We start from the raw sequence: 18035 nt of genomic DNA on the forward strand, positions 1-18035 counted from the left end.
TCGCGGCGAGAATGGGAGGGTGCACATCCTCCTCGAGCGCGTCGGGCGCGGCGACGTCCGCGCGACGTGGCTCGATCCGTCGCGCGAGCGCGGCGCCGAGCGGAGCGAGACGCTCGCGCTCGACGCCCTGCCGGAGCTCGTGCGTGCGGAGGAGACGGGTGCGGGAGGCAGCGGCGATCGGCCGCGCTGGGTGTGGGATGACACGCGTGCCTGGTATCCGGCGCTCCTCTCCGCCGGGGTTCGGGTGGAGCGCTGCGTCGACCTGCGGCTCTGCCACGTGATCCTCCGCAACTCCACGCTGACCGCATCCACACCTCTCGCGCGTGCCGAGCCGGGCCCCTGGGATGTGGCCGTCGAGCCCGAGGCCGAGGCGCCTGCCGTGCACACCGCCCTCTTCGACTTCGACGAGGCCCTCTTCGATTCTGCGGAGCCGGCCGAGGCGGCGAACGCGACCACGCCATCCATTCGCGACGAGTTCGAGGCCCAGGAGCAGGCCGTCGCCGCCAGCGCCGACCCGCGCCGCCTGCGACTGCTGCTCGCGGCCGAGTCCGCCGGCGCGCTCATCGGGGTCGAGCTGCAGCACGCCGGTCTTCCGTACAGCGCGGAGCGGCACGACGAGCTGCTGACCGGACTGCTCGGCCCTCGCCCGGTATACGGGCGTCCGGCCGTACTGGAGACCCTTGCGCGAGAACTCCGCGACCAGCTGGATGCGCCCGACCTGAACCCGGACAGCCCACCGGACCTGCTCAAGGCCCTGCAGCGCGCCGGCATCATGGCCACCTCCACGCGCTCGTGGGAACTCCGGCGCATCGAGCATCCCGTCATCGATCCGCTGTTGCGCTACAAGAAGCTGTCGCGGCTGCTGACCGCGAACGGATGGACGTGGCTCGACGCCTGGGTGCACGACGGGCGTTTCCGCCCGGACTACGTTCCCGGCGGCGTGGTGACCGGGCGCTGGGCGACGCGCGGAGGAGGCGCGTTGCAGCTGCCGCGGCAAGTGCGGGGCGCCGTCGTGGCCGATCCGGGCTGGAAGCTGGTGGTGGCGGACGCCGCCCAGCTCGAGCCGCGCGTGCTCACCGGGCTCTCCGGCGACCAGGCGATGGCCGCCGCCGGTCGGGGCAAAGACCTCTACGAGGGCATCGTCGCGTCCGGCGCCGTCGAAGCGCGCGCGCAGGCGAAGGTCGCCATGCTCGGCGCGATGTACGGGGCGACGACGGGGGAGAGCGGTCGGCTGATGCCGCGACTCACGCGCGCCTTCCCGCGGGCCGTCCGACTGGTGGAGGAGGCCGCGCGGGCGGGGGAGCGCGGAGAGAAGGTCACGTCGCGGCTCGGCCGCAGTTCGCCGGTCCCGGGCGGCCGATGGGCGGCGGCTCAATCGGCGGCGTCGGCGTCCGATGCGACCGAGGCCGACGAACGGCGCGCCCGCAGCCTGTCCCGTGACTGGGGCCGATTCACCCGCAACTTCGTCGTGCAGGCCAGTGCCGCAGAGTGGGCGCTGTGCTGGATGGCCGAGCTCCGCAACCGCCTGACCGCTCTCGCTCCGGATGCACCGCTCACCGCATCCCCGCACCTCGTCTACTTCCTGCACGACGAGGTCATCGTGCACACCCCGGAGGCGCTGGCCGACGATGTCGCCGCGGCCGTGCATGCCGCGGCGGAGCAGGCCGGAAGACTGCTGTTCGGCGGATTCCCGGTGGAGTTCCCGGTGACGGCCGCGATCGTCGACAGCTACGCGGAGGCGAAATGACCTCGCCCGCGGAATGCCCGAGTGTCGGAGTTGGTTGTCACCTCCGACCTGACCGAGGATGGAGACCATGACCGACACCGCCGCTGCCGCTCCCACCGACCCGAACGCCGTCCTGGCCCGCTACCGCGCCCGCCGCGAACAGGCCGTGACCGCGCCGCAGGGCAACCTGGCGCTGGTGAACACCCAGTGGATCACCGGAGAGCCGGACTCGGAGCAGCCGATCTGGGGCGTCCCCGGTCTCTGGTCTCCGCTGCCCCAGGGCGAGTCGGGACTGAAGGTCACCGCCGCGGCGACCGACAACATCTTCGTCGACGACGTGCTGGTCGACGGCTCGGCGATCGTGCGCGGGAAGGACGACCCCAACCCCGGCAAGATCCGTTTCAGCGACACGGTCAGCGGGTTCGTCATCGCCAGCGAGGACGGCGACTACGCCCTCCGCGTGTGGGACGCGAACTCGGAGGCGATCCAGGAGTTCGGCTCCATCGACGCCTTCCCGTTCAACCCGGAGTGGATCATCCAGGCCGCGTTCACCCCGATCGAGGGTGGCAAGACGGTCGGCTTCGAGCACCTCAAGGACGACGGCGCGACGCGCGACATGGTCATCCCGGGCGAGATCACCTTCACCAAGGACGGCGTCGACTACAACCTCGCCGCGTTCAAGGCCGGCCGCGCCCTCCAGCTCGTCTTCGCGGACACGACCAACGGCGACAGCACCTACTCGGTCGGCCGGTTCCTGTTCGTGGTGCCGAACGAGGACGGCACGGTCACGCTCGACTTCAACCTGGCCGTCCTGCCGCCGTGCGCGTTCAGCTACAACTTCAACTGCCCGCTTCCGCCGGCGCAGAACCGCTTCGCCGTGCCGATCGAGGCCGGCGAGAAGAACGTGCTCAACAAGCAGGGCGAGCTGCTGCACTAGGTCGCGCTGCGGCCGCTGGGTCGGGCGCCTTCCGTCGGTAAAGTGCCTCGAATCTCCGACCCACCGCGGTGGGGATGGAGTTTCGGGCCCGAAGCCGCCGGAGCGCCGACGATGCGCGGCGGATCTCCGACGGAAGCCGGCTAGTCGGCCGGGCTCGCCGCCGCCGTCTCGGCTGCCGGTCGGCGGCCGCGCCGCGGGCGCTCGGGGGAGCGCGGTTGTACCAGCGCGTCGGGATGCGACCGCAGCGTGGCCGCAACCTCGTCCAGCCACTCGATGGCGGCTTTCGCGCCGAGCTCGGCCGCGCGGTTCGCGGCGAGGAGGGCCCGCGAGTCCGCTTCGTGCGTGAGGTAGCGGATCTTCTCGGCGTAGGCGGCGCGATAGCCGTCGACCACGGCCAGCGCATCCACGCCCTCGAGGGACGCGGCGATCAGCACCTGGTCCTGCATCTCGTCCCAATCGGGGCGGCCGTCGGCGGGTGCGCCGCCGAGCCACACGGCTGCGGCCTCCCGTCCGGCCGCGGTCAGCTCGTAGAGCGGGAGGCCGTCGTCGGTGGCCCCCGCGGAAGCGACGAGACCCTGATCCGTCATCCGGTCGAGCGTCGAATACACCTGGCCGGGATTGAGCTGCCGTCGGTGCGCCGCGCGGCAGAGGAACTCGCTCTGGAGCTGCGAGCCGTAGGCAGCGCCCTGCGTGAGGAGCGCGAGGAAACCGTTCTGGACCGACATACTCGGTATGCTATTCCGTCCGGTGTTCGCCCGGCGAGCGAATCGCCGAATCACAATCTTGTAACTTCCCGCGGTTCTCGGGCATAATCGTGGCAACGCGCGCGAGCGCTACCGCAACTTCACACGCCGAAGATTTCCATCCGTTCCTGGTCGTAGGGGAAGACGCACCAACGAACGGAGGAGAACCATGTCGGCACACGTCGCTCGAGGGGTGCTCTACGTGCACTCCTCTCCCAGCGCGCTCTGCCCCCACATCGAGTGGGCGGCGGGTCGCGCCCTCGGGCGTGCAGTGAACTTCACCTGGGAGTCGCAGCCCGTGCTGAAGGGCTCCCAGCGCACGGAGTTCTTCTGGGACGGCCCTCCCGGCACCGGCGCGCGCCTCGCGTCCGCCCTGCGCGGCTGGGAGCACCTGCGCTACGAGGTGACGGAGGACGCCGGTCACGGCACCGACGGCGGCCGGTGGATGCACACCCCCGACCTCGGCATCTTCTTCGCCCAGGTCGACACGGCCGGAAACATGGTCGTGCCGGAGGACCGCATCCGCTACGCCATGGAGATCGCGGGCGCGAACGCGCTCGAACTGCACCGCGAGCTCCGGCTGGCCCTCGGTCAGGCGTGGGACGACGAACTGGAGCCGTTCCGGCACGCCCACGACGACACGTCGGTCATCTGGCTGCACAACGTCGGCTGATCGCCGAACCGACTCCCGCGGCGGGCCTGGCACGGCCGCCCGCCTGCGGTGACACAGAGAAGGCCCCGCTCATCGTGAGCGGGGCCTTCCTGCTATCCGGTGCTTTCCGGTGCGCTGCGTCCGCTCAGTAGCTGCGGAACGCGGCGACCGCGTTGTGTCCGCCGAAGCCGAAGGAGTTGCTGATGACGAGCTGAGGTCCGTCGCCGAGCGGCTGCGGCTCGCTCTTCACCTGCAGCGGGATGGCCGGGTCCATCTCGGTGATGTTGATCGTCGGCGGGGCCTGACGGTCGCGGATCGCCAGGATGCTGAACACGGCCTCCAGCGCACCGGTGCCGCCGAGCAGGTGGCCGGTGGACGCTTTGGTGGCCGACACCGGGATGCCGTGGACGCGCTCACCGAACACCTCGCGGAGCGCCACGTACTCGGACGGGTCGCCGACCGGGGTGCTGGTCGCGTGCGCGTTGATGTGGGTGACGTCGTCCGGCACGGCACCGGCGCGGTCGAGGGCGATGTGCACGGCGCGGCTGGCGCCACGGCCCTCGGGGTCGTTGGCCGTGATGTGGTACGAGTCGGCGGTCACTCCGCCACCGGCGAGCTCGGCGTAGATCCGGGCGCCGCGCGCGAGCGCGTGCTCCTCGGTCTCGAGCACCAGGCTGGCGGCACCCTCGCCCATGACGAAGCCGTCGCGGTCGACGCTGTACGGGCGGGAGGCGTGCGCGGGGTCGTCGTTGCGGCGCGAGAGCGCCTGCATCGACGAGAACGACGCGACGGTGATCGGGTGGATGGCCGACTCCGTGCCGCCGGCGATGACCACGTCCGCGAGACCCAGCTGCAGGTGCTCGTAGGCGTTGACGATCGACTCGGTGCTGGAGGCGCAGGCGGAGGCGACGGTGCGGGCGTAGGCACGCGCCTCGAAGTGCATGGAGACCGCGGCCGATGCCGCGTTCGGCATGAGCATCGGGACGGTCATCGGGAGGACGCGGCGCGGGCCGCGCTCACGCAGCGTGTCCCAGGCGTCGAGCAGCGTCCACACGCCGCCGATGCCGGTGGCGTAGTCGACACCGAGGCGCTCGGGGGCGACATCCGGACGGCCGGCGTCCTCCCACGCCTCCATGGCGGAGATGAGGGCGAACTGGCTGGACGGGTCGAGACGCTTGGCGACGGGACGCTCCAGCACCTCCTCCGGGCGCACCTTGGCCTCGGCGGCGAAGGTGACCGGCAGCTCGTACTGGGCGACCCAGTCGTGCTCGAGGGTGCGGGCGCCGGAGACGCCGGCGAGCAGGGCGCTCCAGCTCTCAGGGGCGGTGCCACCGAGGGGCGAGGACGCGCCCATACCGGTGACGACGATCTTCTTGGTCATAACGGCAACTCTCCTGAATGAGGATGGCGGCGCTCGGTCAGAGCGCTGCCGCACGCGCGGGCGGCGACACGGTCGCGCGCCGCCCGCGCGGAAGAATCCTGGCTCTGCGCCTAGGCGTTCTGCGCCTTGACGATGAACTCGACCGCGTCTCCGACGGTCTTGAGGTTCTTGACCTCCTCGTCGGGGATCTTGACGTCGAACTTGTCCTCGGCGTTGACCACGATGGTCATCATCGAGATCGAGTCGATGTCGAGGTCGTCGGTGAACGACTTGTCCAGCTCAACCGTGTCGGTCGCGATGCCGGTCTCGTCGTTGATGAGCTCGGCCAGGCCGGCAAGAACTTCTTCGGTGGACAATGCCATGGTTTTTCTCTCCTTGAGGGGGGTGTCGTTGTGACCGGGAAACAGTCTAGGGCAGCACGACGACCTGCGCGCCGAACACCAGACCGGCCCCGAAGCCGATCTGGAGCGCCAGGCCGCCGCTCAACTCCGGGTGTTCCTGGAGCAGTCGGTGGGTCGCGAGGGGGATGGATGCGGCGGACGTGTTGCCCGTCGTCTCGATGTCGCGGGCGATGGCGACGGTCTCCGGGAGCTTCAGCTGCTTGGCGAATTCGTCGACGATGCGCATGTTGGCCTGGTGGGGGATGAACGCGGCCAGCTGGTCGGGGGAGACCCCGGCCTCGTCGAGCGCCTGCTTGGCGACCTTGGCCATCTCCCAGACCGCCCAGCGGAAGACCGTCTGGCCCTCCTGGCGGAGGGTCGGCCACGGCTTCTCGCCGTCGCGGAACTCGAGGAGCGTGTTGCCCATCCCGACCGCGTCGGCCTTGGATCCGTCGGAGCCCCACACCGTCTTGGCGATTCCGGGGTAGTCGCTCGGGCCGATGACCACGGCGCCTGCGCCGTCGCCGAGCAGGAACGAGATGGTGCGGTCGGTCGGGTCGACGACGTCGGAGAGCTTCTCGGCCCCGACGACGAGCGCGTAGTGCGCCGCACCGGTGCGGATGAGCGCATCCGCCTGGGCCACCGCGTAGGCGTACCCGGCGCAGGCGGCGTTCATGTCGTACGCGGCTGCGGGATTGGCGCCGACGCGGTCGGCGAGCACGGCGGCGATGGACGGCGTCTGCTGAACGTTCGAGACGGTCGCGACGATGACGGCGTCGATCAGCTTCGGGTCGACGCCCGACTTCGCGATGGCCTCCTTCGACGCCTCGGTGGCGAGGTCGACGGCGAGCACGTCGCGGCCGGCGCGGGTGCGGGTGATGATGCCGGTGCGCTGCCGGATCCACTCGTCGGACGAGTTGATCGGGCCGACCAGATCGTCGTTCGGCACGACGTTCTCGCCGCGGGCGGCGCCGATCGAGAGGATGCGGGTGTACTGCGGGCCGTGCGACTGCTGCAGGGTGGGGTGGGTCATCGGGGGAGCTCCTTGCGGCCTTACGCGGCCTGGTCGATGAGGTCGAAGGCGGCCGGCAGGTCGTCGGGAGTCTTGATGGCGACGGTCGGCACGCCCTTCAGGCCGCGCTTGGCGAGGCCGACGAGCGCGCCGGCGGGGGCGACCTCGATCAGGCCGGTGACGCCGGCCTCCTCGAAGGCCTTCATGTAGAGGTCCCAGCGCACCGGCGACGAGACCTGGCCGACGAGGAGTCGCAGGAACTCGGCGCCGTCGGTCACCTCGGAGCCGTCCTTGTTGGTCCAGAGGCGCAGCGTCGGGTCGTTCGTCGTCAGGGTCGCGGCGAACTGCTCGAGCGTCGGCACGGCGGACGCCATGTACCGGGTGTGGAATGCACCGGCGACCTGCAGCGGGATGACGCGCGCGCGGGCCGGCGGGTTCTCGGCCAGCTGGGCCAGCGCATCCAGGGCGCCAGCGACGACGATCTGGCCGCCGCCGTTGTAGTTGGCGGGAGAGAGGCCCAGCTCGTCGAGGCGGGCGAGGAGCTCGGTCTCGTCGGCGCCGATCACGGCGCTCATGCCGGTCTGAGCCTCGGCGGCCGCGCGGGCCATGGCGGCGCCGCGCTCGCGCACGAAGGCGACGGCGTCGGTCTCGCTGAGGACACCGGCTCCGGCGGCCGCGGTGAGCTCGCCGACCGAGTGGCCGGCGATCCCGCCGACCCGGTCGCGGCGCCCGTCGGCGAACAGCGCGGAGAGCGTCAGCAGGCCGGCGGAGACGATGAGCGGCTGCGCGACCGCGGTGTCGCGGATGGTGTCGGCGTCACTCACGGTTCCGTGCGCCACCAGGTCGATGCCGACCGCGTCGGAGATGCCGGTGAGCTGGTCGCGGAACGAGGACTCGCTGAGCCAGGGGTCCAGGAAGCCGGGGGTCTGGGATCCCTGACCCGGGCACACGATGACGATCACGGTTTCCAGTCTGCCAATCTTCCGCCAGGCGGATGTGTCGGATGGATACGAACTATTCGAAGATGCTTTGTGGTTGTCTACAACTCAGCCGCCGCGGCGGGGCGAGTCGGGCTCGTTGATCGAGCCGACGATCAGCGCCGCCTGCAGGATGAGGGCCTCGCGCGCGCCAGTCGCATCCCAGCCGATGACATCGGAGACGCGCTTCAGGCGGTAGCGGACGGTGTTCGGGTGCACGAACAGTTCGCGCGCCGTCGCCTCCAGCGACCGGCCGTTGTCGAGGTAGCACCACAGCGTGGTGAGCAGCTCGGTGGAGTAGCCCTGCAGCGGGCGGTAGATGCGACTGATCAGCGTCGCGCGGGCGAGGCCGTCGCCGGCGAGCGCGCGCTCCGGGAGCAGATCGTCCGCGTGCACCGGCCGCGGGCAGTTGCGCCAGGCGCGAGCGACCGCGAAACCGGCGAGGGCCGCCTTCGCGCTCTTGGACGCATCCACCAGACTCTGCACCTCGTGGCCGAGCACCAGGTGACCGGGACCGAACCCGGGCTCCAGCTGCTGCGCGATCTCCATGAAGGAGACGATGGGCGCCGGGCCGATCGCGTCCTCCGGCGTGCTGTTGCTCGGCCAGGCGCGGCCGATGACCAGCACGAGCCGGCTGCCCTGCACGCCGATCAGCACATCGGCCGACATGTGCCGGGCGGTGCGGCGCAGCTGGTCGACGTCGAGCATCTTCGGTGCGGTGCCGACGAGGACGCTGACCTCGCCGTGGCCGTGCCAGCCGAGCGCGGCGATGCGGCTCGGGAGCTCGTCGTCGTACTCCCCGGTCAGGATGCTGTCGACGACCAGGGCCTCCAGGCGGGCGTCCCAGAGGCCGCGGGCCTCGGCGGCCCGCGCGTAGACATCGGCCGCCGCGAACGCGATCTCGCGTGAGTACAGCAGGATGGCCTCCCGCAGGTCCTCGCCGCCCGCGCTCTTCACGCGCTCCTCGACCACCTCGACGGTGATCTTGATGAGCTGCAGCGTCTGCTGCAGGCTCACGCTGCGGAGCAGCTCGCGCGGGGCCGCGCCGAACACGTCGGCGGCGATCCACGGCGTCGAGCGGGGGTCGTCGTACCAGGAGATGAAGGATGAGATGCCCGCCTGGGCCACCAGGCCGACGGCGCTGCGCCGGCCCGGTGGCATGTCGCGGTACCAGGGGAGGGTATCTTCGAGCCGCTTGAGCGTGGTCGTCGCCAGCTCACCCGAGATCTTGCGCAGCCACGCGAGCGTCTCGGGCTTCGTCCTCTCCACCTGGCTGCCAGCCACGGGAGCCGTTACGCCTCGCCGCCCGCGCTGCCCGTGGTGCCGGCGTTGACGTCGTGCAGGAGGTACTTCTCGATCGCCCAGGCGGGGGCGTTCGGGTCGACCTTGCCCTGCGCGGCGAGCAGCTCCAGCGTCCGTACCACCATCGACGGTCCGTCGATCTTGAAGAATCGGCGGGCCGCGGGGCGGGTGTCCGAGAAGCCGAAGCTGTCGGCGCCGAGGGTCGCGTACTCGCCCGGGACGAACTGACGGATCATGTCCGGCACGGCGTGCGAGTAGTCGGTGACGGCGACGAACGGGCCCTCGGACCCCTGCAGCTTGCGGGTGACATACGGCACCTGCTTCTCCTGCTGCGGGTAGAGGAAGTTGTGCTCCTCGGCGGCGAGGCCGTCGCGGCGCAGCTCGCCCCACGAGGTGACGCTCCACACGTCGGCCGAGACTCCCCAGTCCTGCGCGAGCAGGTGCTGAGCCTCCAGGGCCCACGGCACCGAGACGCCCGACGCGAGCAGCTGGGCCTTCGGCCCGTCGCCCTCGCCGGCGCGCAGCTTGTAGACGCCGCGGACGATGCCGTCCACATCCACGCCCTCCGGCTCGGCCGGCTGGACGATCGGCTCGTTGTACACCGTGAGGTAGTACATGACGTTCGGGTCCGGGTGGTTGCCGCCGTACATCCGCTCCAGGCCGGCGCGCACGATGTGGCCGATCTCGTAGCCGTACGCCGGGTCGTACTGGACGACGGCCGGGTTGGTGGATGCGAGGAGCGGCGAGTGGCCGTCCGCGTGCTGCAGGCCCTCACCGGTCAGCGTGGTCCGACCGGCGGTGGCGCCGATGAGGAAGCCGCGCGCCATCTGGTCGCCCGCCGCCCATAGGGCGTCGCCCGTGCGCTGGAAGCCGAACATCGAGTAGAAGACGTACACCGGGATGAGCGGCTCGCCCTGCGTCGAGTACGACGTGCCCACGTTGGTGAACGCGGCCAGCGCGCCGGCCTCGTTGATGCCGACGTGGATGATCTGGCCCTGCGGGCTCTCCTTGTAGGCGAGGAGCAGCTCCCGGTCGACCGACGTGTAGTGCTGGCCGTTCGGGTTGTAGATCTTCGCGTTCGGGAAGAAGGCGTCCATACCGAAGGTGCGCGCCTCGTCCGGGATGATCGGGACGATGCGGTGCCCGAAGTCCTTCGAGCGGAGCAGGTCCTTCAGCAGGCGGACGAACGCCATGGTCGTGGCGACCTCCTGCGTTCCGGAGCCCTTCTTCGAGATCGCGTACGCGGAGTCGTCCGGCAGGTTGAGCTGCGTGTACTTCGCGCGGCGCTCCGGCACGTAGCCGCCGAGCGCACGGCGACGGTCGTGCAGGTACTGGATCGCCTCGTCGTCCGCGCCGGGGTTGTAGTACGGCGGGAGGTACGGGTTCTCCTCGAGCTGGGCGTCCGTGATCGGGATGCGCATGGCATCCCGGAACGTCTTCAGGTTGTCCAGCGTCATCTTCTTCATCTGGTGGGTCGCGTTGCGGCCCTCGAACGACGGGCCGAGCCCGTAGCCCTTGATGGTCTTGGCGATGATGACGGTCGGCTGGCCCTTGTGCTCGGCGGCCGCCTTGAAGGCCGCGTACACCTTGCGGTAGTCGTGACCGCCGCGCTTGAGGTTCCAGATCTGGTCGTCGCTGTAGTCCTTGACGAGCTCCAGCGTCCGCGGGTCGCGGCCGAAGAAGTTCTCGCGGACGTACGCGCCGCTCTCGGTCTTGTACGTCTGGTAGTCGCCGTCGGGCGTCTCGTTCATGAGGTTGACGAGCGCGCCGTCGGCGTCGCGGGCGAGCAGGTCGTCCCACTCGCGGCCCCAGATGACCTTGATGACGTTCCAGCCTGCGCCGCGGAAGAAGCTCTCGAGCTCCTGGATGATCTTGCCGTTGCCGCGGACCGGCCCGTCGAGGCGCTGCAGGTTCGCGTTGATGACGAAGGTGAGGTTGTCGAGCTTCTCGTTCGCCGCGACCTGGAGCTGACCGCGCGACTCGACCTCATCCATCTCGCCGTCGCCGAGGAACGCCCAGACGTGCTGGTCGGAGGCGTCCTTGATGCCGCGGTTGGTGAGGTACTTGTTGAGCTGCGCCTGGTAGATCGCGTTGATCGGCCCGAGGCCCATCGACACGGTCGGGAACTGCCAGAATTCGGGCATGAGGCGCGGGTGCGGGTAGCTGGAAAGGCCGCCGCCGGCGTGCGACTTCTCCTGGCGGAAGCCGTCGAGCTGGTCGGCGCTCAGGCGGCCCTCGAGGAACGCGCGGGCGTAGGTGCCGGGGGAGGCGTGGCCCTGGATGAAGATCTGGTCGCCGCCGCCCGGGTGGTCCTGGCCGCGGAAGAAGTGGTTGAAGCCGACCTCGTAGAGCGCGGCGCTCGACGCGTACGTCGAGATGTGGCCGCCGACGGCGATGCCGGGGCGCTGCGCACGGTGGACGAGGACGGCGGCGTTCCAGCGGATCCACGCGCGGTAGCGGCGCTCGATCTCCTCGTCACCGGGGAACTCGGGCTCGTTCTCCGGGGAGATCGTGTTGATGTAGTCCGTCGTCGGGACCATCGGCACGCCGACGTGCAGTTCCTTCGAGCGCTTGAGCAGGCTGAGCATGATCTCGCGAGCACGCTCATGGCCATGGGCCGCAACCAGTTGATCGAGGGATTCGCGCCACTCGGCGGTCTCCTCCGGGTCCGAATCGATGTTATTCATCGAGTACGGGTCCTGGTCGTTTACAGTCACCCTCGACCTCTTTCTTGTGTCGGATGGATCGTGGACAAGCCGGAGCGCTGTCGGGTTTCGACAAGCGCGGGCACCATCGTCCAGCCTAGCCTCACTCCGGCGCCGTCGTTGACCGTCACTTGGTGCTGCGAGAACCGAGGTCTAGGCTGTGTCATCGTGGCTCTAGAGAACGACACGCTCGCACCCGATTTCGAACTGCTCAACCAGTACGGGGAGACGGTTCGACTGAGCGACTTCCGGGGCAGGAAGGCCGTCGCGATCGTCTTCTTCCCGCTCGCCTTCTCGGGCACCTGCACCGGCGAACTGTGCGCGCTGCGCGACAACATCTCCCTGTTCGAGGATCACCGGGTCGAATTGCTGGGCGTCTCGGTCGACTCCAAGTTCACGCTGCGGGCGTGGGCGGAGCAGGAGGGCTACGAATTCTCGCTGCTCGCGGACTTCTGGCCGCACGGCGACATCGCAAAGGAGTACGGCGTCTTCCTGCCCGAGAAGGGCTTCGCGAACCGCGCGACCTTCCTCATCGACGAGCGCGGCATCATCCGCCAGTCCTTCATCACCGCGCCGGGCGAGGCCCGCTCGATCGACGCCTACCGCGCGGCGCTCGACCGCCTCCCCGCCCACGTCTGACCGCGCGCGCCCTTCCCGCCCCGCGCCCCCTCTCCCTCCCCGTTCCGCCGGGCGAAGATTTGCGCCAAGTCTCGGTTATGAGACACGCATAACCGAGATTTGGCGCAAATCTTCGAGAGGGTGAGGGGTTCGGTAGGGTGGAGGGGCGTCAGGGGCCTTTAGCTCAGCTGGTAGAGCGCCACGTTTACACCGTGGATGTCGTCGGTTCGATCCCGGCAGGGCCCACTTCTCCTGGACGGGTCGTCGGTTCGATGCTGAGCCCCAAGGCAGGGCCCACTTTCTATTGATCCGCGGGCGCGAGCAGCTCGAAGAGCGCGTCGACCGTCGCGGCCATGTCGACCGACGGGTCCTGCAGCCACTGCAGCTGCATGCCGTCGGAGACCGCCTGCAGGATGCGCGCGAGCGTTTCCGGGTCGACCCGGCTCCCGACCGCGTCGACACCCTGGCGCTCCGCCAACGCCGCGGCGAACGTGCGGCGGAGGGCCGCACTGCGCTCGACGAAGTAGTCGTGGGCGGGATGCTGCGGGTCACCGGCATCGACCGCCAGACGCGAGAACAGCTGGACGAGCCCCGGCACCTCGGCGTTGTGCCGCACGATTCCGACGTAGCCGTCACGGATGCGGTCGAGCGACGCCTGCTCGTCCACGTCGCCGAAGCGGCGGCTGTCGACCTCGTCGCGCTTGCGGAGGATTGCCGTGAACAGCTCCTCCTTGCTGTCGAAGTAATGGAGGAGGCCGGCCTGGCTGAGGCCTACCGCATCCGCCAGCTCCTTCACCGACGCTCCGCGGATGCCCTCGCGGGCGATCACCTCGAGCGCGCGCTCCAGGATCTCGTCCCGTTTGGCCACGCCTTTCGCGTAGGAACCTCGTCGTGCCATGCCTCCACCATAACCCGAACGGTGCTTGCTTTCTGAAAACCGAGTGACGTATGGTTTTCCCACCGTCCACGGTGGATGGTGAGAGGAACCCCTTCGACAATGACGTCAGACACCTCCGTCCCGCTCGGCGAACCCGCCGCCGAGCCAGCGCCGATCACGACCAACACCTTCGTCGGCACCGCCTCCGGCAACGACGACCCGCCAGCGCCCATCAAGGGCCTCCGCCGGCTGATGGTGTGGATCATCCCCGCCAACCTCGGCATCTATCTGATCTGGGGCGCGCTGCCCGGCATCCTCCTCCCGCAGCAGATCACGCAGCTGTTCGGGGAGCAGGACAAGGTCGCCAACCTCACGATCGTGGCGACCATCGGCGCGTTCGCGGCCATGATCGCGCAGCCGATCGCCGGTCAGATCTCCGACCGTACCCGTTCGCGCTTCGGGCGCAGAGCGCCGTGGATCCTCCTCGGGTCGCTCGCGGGCGGCCTGTCGCTGATCGGCCTCGCGTTCGCGAACTCGCTCGTCGGAGTGATCATCGCTTGGACCCTCGTCCAGGTCTGCTACAACTTCGCCCAGGGCCCGCTCACGGCGGTCATGCCCGACCGGGTGCCCCTCAAGCGCCGCGGCACGTTCGCCGCGCTCTCCGGGATCGGCCTGATGGTGGGGGCGCTCGGCGGCTCGATCATCGGCTCGCTCTTCTTCAACAGCATCGCCGTCGGCTACGTCTTCTTCGCCGTATTCTCGCTCGTCGTCCTGAGCCTGTTCGTCCTGTTCAACCCCGACTACTCGAGCCGGGCGCTCGAACGGGAGCCGTTCACGCTGGGCGAGTTCCTCCGCACGTTCTGGGTCAACCCGATCGCGCACCCCGACTTCTTCTGGGCGTTCACCGGACGACTGCTGCTCTACACCGGGTACTTCGCCGTGACGGGGTACCAGCTCTTCCTGCTGACCGACTACTTCCACGTCGCGCACCCGGAGCAGGTGATCCCGCTGCTCGGGCTGATCAGCCTCGCCGGCATCATCATCTCGACAGTGATCTCCGGCCCGCTCTCCGACCGCTTCGGCCGCCGCAAGCCCTTCGTCTTCGCCTCGGCCGCCGTCGTCAGCATCGCCTTCCTACTGCCGTGGCTCTGGCCCGACCTGACCGCCTGGTTCATCATGACGGCCATCTCGGGATTCGGCTTCGGAATGTTCCAGGCAGTGGATACGGCGCTGATGAGCGAGGTGCTGCCGTCGGCGAAGTCCTTCGCCAAGGACCTCGGGGTCGTGAACATCGCCGCGACCCTCCCGCAGACCCTCGCTCCCGGTGTCGCCGGCGCGATCGTGCTCGCCTTCGGATACGCCGGACTCTTCCCCATCGGGATCGTGCTCGGCATCCTGGGGGCACTGGCCGTCTGGCCCATCAAGGCGACCCGCTGACCCCGACCGACTTCTCTCACTGCTTCATGCACCACACGGAAGGAAATCCATGACAGACACCACAACGGCAGGCGCCCCTGCCGACATCTCCGCGCTCAGCGTCGAGGAGAAGGCGTCGCTCACCAGCGGCGCGAGCTTCTGGCGCACGAAGGCGGTCGGCGACATCCCGTCCGTCATGCTCACCGACGGGCCGCACGGCCTTCGCAAGCAGCGCGAAGGCGGCGATCACCTCGGGATCGGCGACAGCGTTCCCGCCACCTGCTTCCCGCCCGCCGTCGCGCTCGGCTCCTCCTGGGATGTCGATCTGGTCGAGCGCGTCGGCACCGCGCTGGGCGTCGAGTCGTCCATCGAGGACGTCGCCGTCCTCCTGGGCCCGGGCATCAACATCAAGCGGTCGCCGTTGTGCGGCCGCAACTTCGAGTACCTGAGCGAGGATCCCATCGTCTCCGGCGTGCTCGGCGCTGCGCTCGTGCGCGGCATCCAGTCGCAGGGGGTCGGTGCGTCGCTGAAGCACTTCGCGGCCAACAACCAGGAGGACGACCGGATGCGTTCCTCCTCCGATGTGGACCCGCGGCCGCTGCGCGAGATCTACCTGCGGGGATTCCAGCGCGTCGTCGAGGACGCCCAGCCGCATACGGTGATGTGTTCGTACAACCGCATCAACGGTGTCTTCGCGTCGGAGAACCGGTGGCTGCTCACCGACGTGCTGCGCGACGAGTGGGGCTTCCAGGGCCTCGTCGTCTCCGACTGGGGAGCGGTCAGCGACCGTGTGGCCGCGCTGAATGCCGGGCTCGACCTCGAGATGCCCGGCAACGCCGGACTGAGCGATGCCGCGGTCGTGGCGGCGGTGGGCGACGGCTCGCTCGAGGAGTCCGTGCTGGATGCGTCGGCGGCCCGGGTGGCAGCACTCGCTACGCGCTGGGCGGCGACCGAGCGCGTTCAGGGTCCGCTCGATGTGGACGCCCACCACGCCCTGGCCCGGGAAGCGGCCGGCCGATCCATCGTGCTGCTGAAGAACGACCCGGCGGCGCACGACGGGCAGCCGCTTCTCCCGCTCGACGCCGACCGGTCGATCGCGATCATCGGCGCTTTCGCCGAGAAGCCGCGCTACCAGGGCGCCGGGTCGTCGATGATCCACCCCACGCGGCTCGACGACGCCCTCACGGCCATCCGCGCGGCGGCCGCTGACGTGACGTACGCACCGGGGTTCTCACTGGCGGCCGAGGTGGATGCGGCGGAGTCGTCGCGACTGCGCGAAGAAGCCGTCGCCGCCGCATCCACCGCCGACGTCGCCGTCGTCTTCGCCGGACTGCCCGCACGGCTGGAGTCCGAGGGCTACGACCGCGACGACATCGACCTGCCGGCGGACCAGCTGGCCGTCATCGATGCGGTCGTCGCGGCCAACCCGCGCACGGTGGTCGTGCTGTCCAACGGCGGCGTGGTGACGCTCCCGTTCTCGAGCACCGTGCCGGCGATCGTGGAGGGATGGCTGCTCGGCCAGGCGGGCGGCTCCGCCACCGCGGACGTGCTGTTCGGCGCGGTCAACCCGTCGGGCAAGCTCACCGAGACGGTCCCTTTGCGGCTGGAGGACACCCCGGCGTTCCTCAACTTCCCCGGAGAGGAGGGACACGTCCGGTACGGCGAGGGCCTGTTCGTCGGCTACCGCTGGTACGACGCGCGGCGGATGGAGGTCGAGTATCCGTTCGGTCACGGACTCTCGTACACGACGTTCTCCTACGGCGACGCGAGCGCTTCCGTGAGCGCATCCGGCGAGATCGAAGTGCGCGTCACCGTGACGAACACGGGGGAGCGCCCCGGTCGTGAGGTCGTGCAGGTGTACACGTCTCTGGCCGGATCGCGCGTGCAGCGGCCGCCGCGGGAACTCAAGGGCTTCGGCGCGATCGAGCTCGAACCCGGCGCCTCCGGGGAGGTTGCGGTGACGATCCGGCGGGAGGACCTGGCGTACTGGGATGTTCGCGCCGACCGCTGGGTGGTCGAGGGCGGCGAGTACACGATCGAGGTGGGCGCCTCCAGCCGCGACCTGCGGGCCGCGGTCTCGGCCACGGTCGACGGAGACGAGGTGCGGCTGCCGCTCACGCGCGAGTCGTCGCTCGGCGAGGTGCTCGCGCATCCCGTCGCCGGTCCGATGGTGCAGGGAGCGCTGGCGGGGATGTCGGAGCTGCTCAACGGCGCGTCGTCGATCATGCCGGAGGGCGTGTCGATGGAGCGGATGATGGCATCGTTCCCGATCGGCCGCGTCGGCATGATGTCGGGCGGCCAGGTGACGCCCGACATGATCGACGGGCTGCTCGCCGCCGCGAACGCACAGCAGCAGTGACGCCGGCCCCGGTCCGTCGAGTCGAGCTCGATGGGCCGGGGCATTGCCGTATGCGGTCGCCGTATGCGGGCGCCGCGTGGATAGGCTGGCCGCATGCCCGAGGGACCCTACCGCTGGTTCGTCTACGCCGAGATCGCGCTGGCCGTCGTGACGTTCGTCGCGCTGCTGTTCATCGTCGCGCCGTACGGCGGGCGGCACGGGCGCGGTGGATGGGGCCCGACGGTGCCCGCGCGGGTCGGCTGGGTCGTCATGGAGGCGCCCGCGTCCATCCTCTTCGTGGTGTTCTACCTGCTCGGATCGCACCGCTTCGAGCCGGTGCCGCTGCTGTTCCTGGCGCTCTGGCTCGTGCATTACGTCTACCGGGCGTTCGTCTACCCGTTCCTGATGCGCTCCGGGTCGCGCATGCCCGTGCTCGTGATGCTGCTCGCGATCGGCTTCAACCTGCTGAACGCGTGGGTCAACGCGCGATGGATCTCGGAGTACGGGAGCTATCCCGTGTCGTGGCTGGCGGACTGGCGGTTCTGGGCCGGCGTCGTCCTGTTCGCGGGCGGGCTGACCCTGAATGCGCGCTCCGACCGCACGCTGCGGCTGTTGCGACGGTCGGGGGGCGGATACCGCATCCCTCAGGGCGGCGGCTTCCGGTACGTTTCCAGCCCCAACTACCTCGGCGAGATGATCGAGTGGACGGGATGGGCGATCGCCACGTGGTCGCTCGCCGGCACCGCGTTCGCGCTGTACACCTTCGCGAACCTCGCGCCGCGGGCGTTCGCGAACCACCGCTGGTACCGGGAGACGTTCCCGGACTATCCCTCTGAGCGGCGAGCCCTCATCCCGTTCGTGCTCTGAGCCGCACGCAGATTCGTGGGGGGGGTGGGGGGGTGTGGGGGGGCTGGACCCCGTAGAGCGGACGCACCGGGGGGGAGTGGGGGTGGGGGGTGGTGGGGGGGGGC

Annotated in this window: 15 protein-coding genes and 1 tRNA gene; 8 read left to right on the forward strand and 8 right to left on the reverse strand. The window is 69.8% G+C overall.

Translation table 11 applies throughout. From position 1 onward, the window contains the following. The first annotated feature begins 19 nt into the window (after positions 1-19). Both J2Y42_RS13445 and J2Y42_RS13450 read left to right on the forward strand, forming a co-directional pair. Positions 20-1747: a bifunctional 3'-5' exonuclease/DNA polymerase gene (locus J2Y42_RS13445; RefSeq protein WP_309859472.1), complete on the forward strand. Its 1728-nt coding sequence runs from the start codon at positions 20-22 to the stop codon at positions 1745-1747. Positions 1748-1814: 67 nt separating this feature from the next. Beyond that, positions 1815-2663 (forward strand): DUF1684 domain-containing protein, encoded by an 849-nt coding sequence (locus tag J2Y42_RS13450; protein WP_309859475.1) that lies wholly within the window; start codon positions 1815-1817, stop codon positions 2661-2663. Between the two features lie 140 nt (positions 2664-2803). On the opposite strand, the gene J2Y42_RS13455 is transcribed toward J2Y42_RS13450, so the two are convergent. Beyond that, a complete protein-coding gene (locus tag J2Y42_RS13455) occupies positions 2804-3388 on the reverse strand; it encodes a PadR family transcriptional regulator (RefSeq protein ID WP_309859478.1) in 585 nt (194 codons plus the stop codon). A 187-nt stretch (positions 3389-3575) separates the two neighbouring features. Between J2Y42_RS13455 and J2Y42_RS13460 the strand changes: the two genes are divergently transcribed. After that, positions 3576-4079: a DUF3145 domain-containing protein gene (locus J2Y42_RS13460; RefSeq protein ID WP_026307170.1), complete on the forward strand. Its 504-nt coding sequence runs from the start codon at positions 3576-3578 to the stop codon at positions 4077-4079. 124 nt (positions 4080-4203) lie between these two features. On the opposite strand, the gene J2Y42_RS13465 is transcribed toward J2Y42_RS13460, so the two are convergent. The 6 genes from J2Y42_RS13465 to aceE all read right to left on the reverse strand — a co-directional run bounded on the left by J2Y42_RS13465 (position 4204) and on the right by aceE (position 11827). Beyond that, a complete protein-coding gene (locus J2Y42_RS13465) occupies positions 4204-5439 on the reverse strand; it encodes a beta-ketoacyl-[acyl-carrier-protein] synthase family protein (RefSeq protein WP_309859484.1) in 1236 nt (411 codons plus the stop codon). A gap of 110 nt (positions 5440-5549) precedes the next feature. After that, positions 5550-5801 (reverse strand): acyl carrier protein, encoded by a 252-nt coding sequence (locus tag J2Y42_RS13470; RefSeq protein ID WP_018190963.1) that lies wholly within the window; start codon positions 5799-5801, stop codon positions 5550-5552. Between the two features lie 46 nt (positions 5802-5847). Beyond that, complete coding sequence (locus tag J2Y42_RS13475) at positions 5848-6852, reverse strand: beta-ketoacyl-ACP synthase III (protein ID WP_018190964.1); 1005 nt, start codon at positions 6850-6852, stop codon at positions 5848-5850. Between the two features lie 20 nt (positions 6853-6872). Further along, positions 6873-7793 (reverse strand): ACP S-malonyltransferase, encoded by a 921-nt coding sequence (locus J2Y42_RS13480; protein WP_309859495.1) that lies wholly within the window; start codon positions 7791-7793, stop codon positions 6873-6875. A gap of 84 nt (positions 7794-7877) precedes the next feature. Then, positions 7878-9077, reverse strand: a complete 1200-nt coding sequence (locus J2Y42_RS13485) for a helix-turn-helix domain-containing protein (RefSeq protein WP_309859555.1) — start codon at positions 9075-9077, stop codon at positions 7878-7880. A gap of 23 nt (positions 9078-9100) precedes the next feature. After that, positions 9101-11827 (reverse strand): pyruvate dehydrogenase (acetyl-transferring), homodimeric type, encoded by a 2727-nt coding sequence (aceE, locus tag J2Y42_RS13490; RefSeq protein WP_309859498.1) that lies wholly within the window; start codon positions 11825-11827, stop codon positions 9101-9103. 156 nt (positions 11828-11983) lie between these two features. On the opposite strand from aceE, the gene J2Y42_RS13495 reads away from it, so the two are divergent. Continuing rightward, positions 11984-12454 carry a peroxiredoxin gene (locus tag J2Y42_RS13495; RefSeq protein WP_309859500.1) on the forward strand — a complete coding sequence of 157 codons (471 nt, stop codon included), beginning with the start codon at positions 11984-11986 and terminating at the stop codon, positions 12452-12454. Between the two features lie 152 nt (positions 12455-12606). Further along, positions 12607-12679, forward strand: a tRNA-Val gene (locus J2Y42_RS13500). 55 nt (positions 12680-12734) lie between these two features. Here J2Y42_RS13500 and J2Y42_RS13505 read toward each other — a convergent pair. Further along, entirely contained in the window at positions 12735-13301 is a 567-nt protein-coding gene (locus tag J2Y42_RS13505; protein ID WP_309859503.1) for a TetR family transcriptional regulator, read from the reverse strand. Between the two features lie 129 nt (positions 13302-13430). On the opposite strand from J2Y42_RS13505, the gene J2Y42_RS13510 reads away from it, so the two are divergent. The 3 genes from J2Y42_RS13510 (at position 13431) to J2Y42_RS13520 (ending at position 17931) form a co-directional block, all read left to right on the forward strand. After that, entirely contained in the window at positions 13431-14747 is a 1317-nt protein-coding gene (locus tag J2Y42_RS13510; RefSeq protein WP_309859506.1) for an MFS transporter, read from the forward strand. Between the two features lie 49 nt (positions 14748-14796). Then, positions 14797-17085 carry a glycoside hydrolase family 3 C-terminal domain-containing protein gene (locus J2Y42_RS13515; protein ID WP_309859509.1) on the forward strand — a complete coding sequence of 763 codons (2289 nt, stop codon included), beginning with the start codon at positions 14797-14799 and terminating at the stop codon, positions 17083-17085. A 93-nt stretch (positions 17086-17178) separates the two neighbouring features. Continuing rightward, positions 17179-17931: a methyltransferase gene (locus J2Y42_RS13520; protein ID WP_309859512.1), complete on the forward strand. Its 753-nt coding sequence runs from the start codon at positions 17179-17181 to the stop codon at positions 17929-17931. Positions 17932-18035: the final 104 nt, after the last annotated feature.

This window comes from Leifsonia sp. 1010, from assembly GCF_031455295.1.
Classification (GTDB): Bacteria; Actinomycetota; Actinomycetes; order Actinomycetales; family Microbacteriaceae; genus Leifsonia.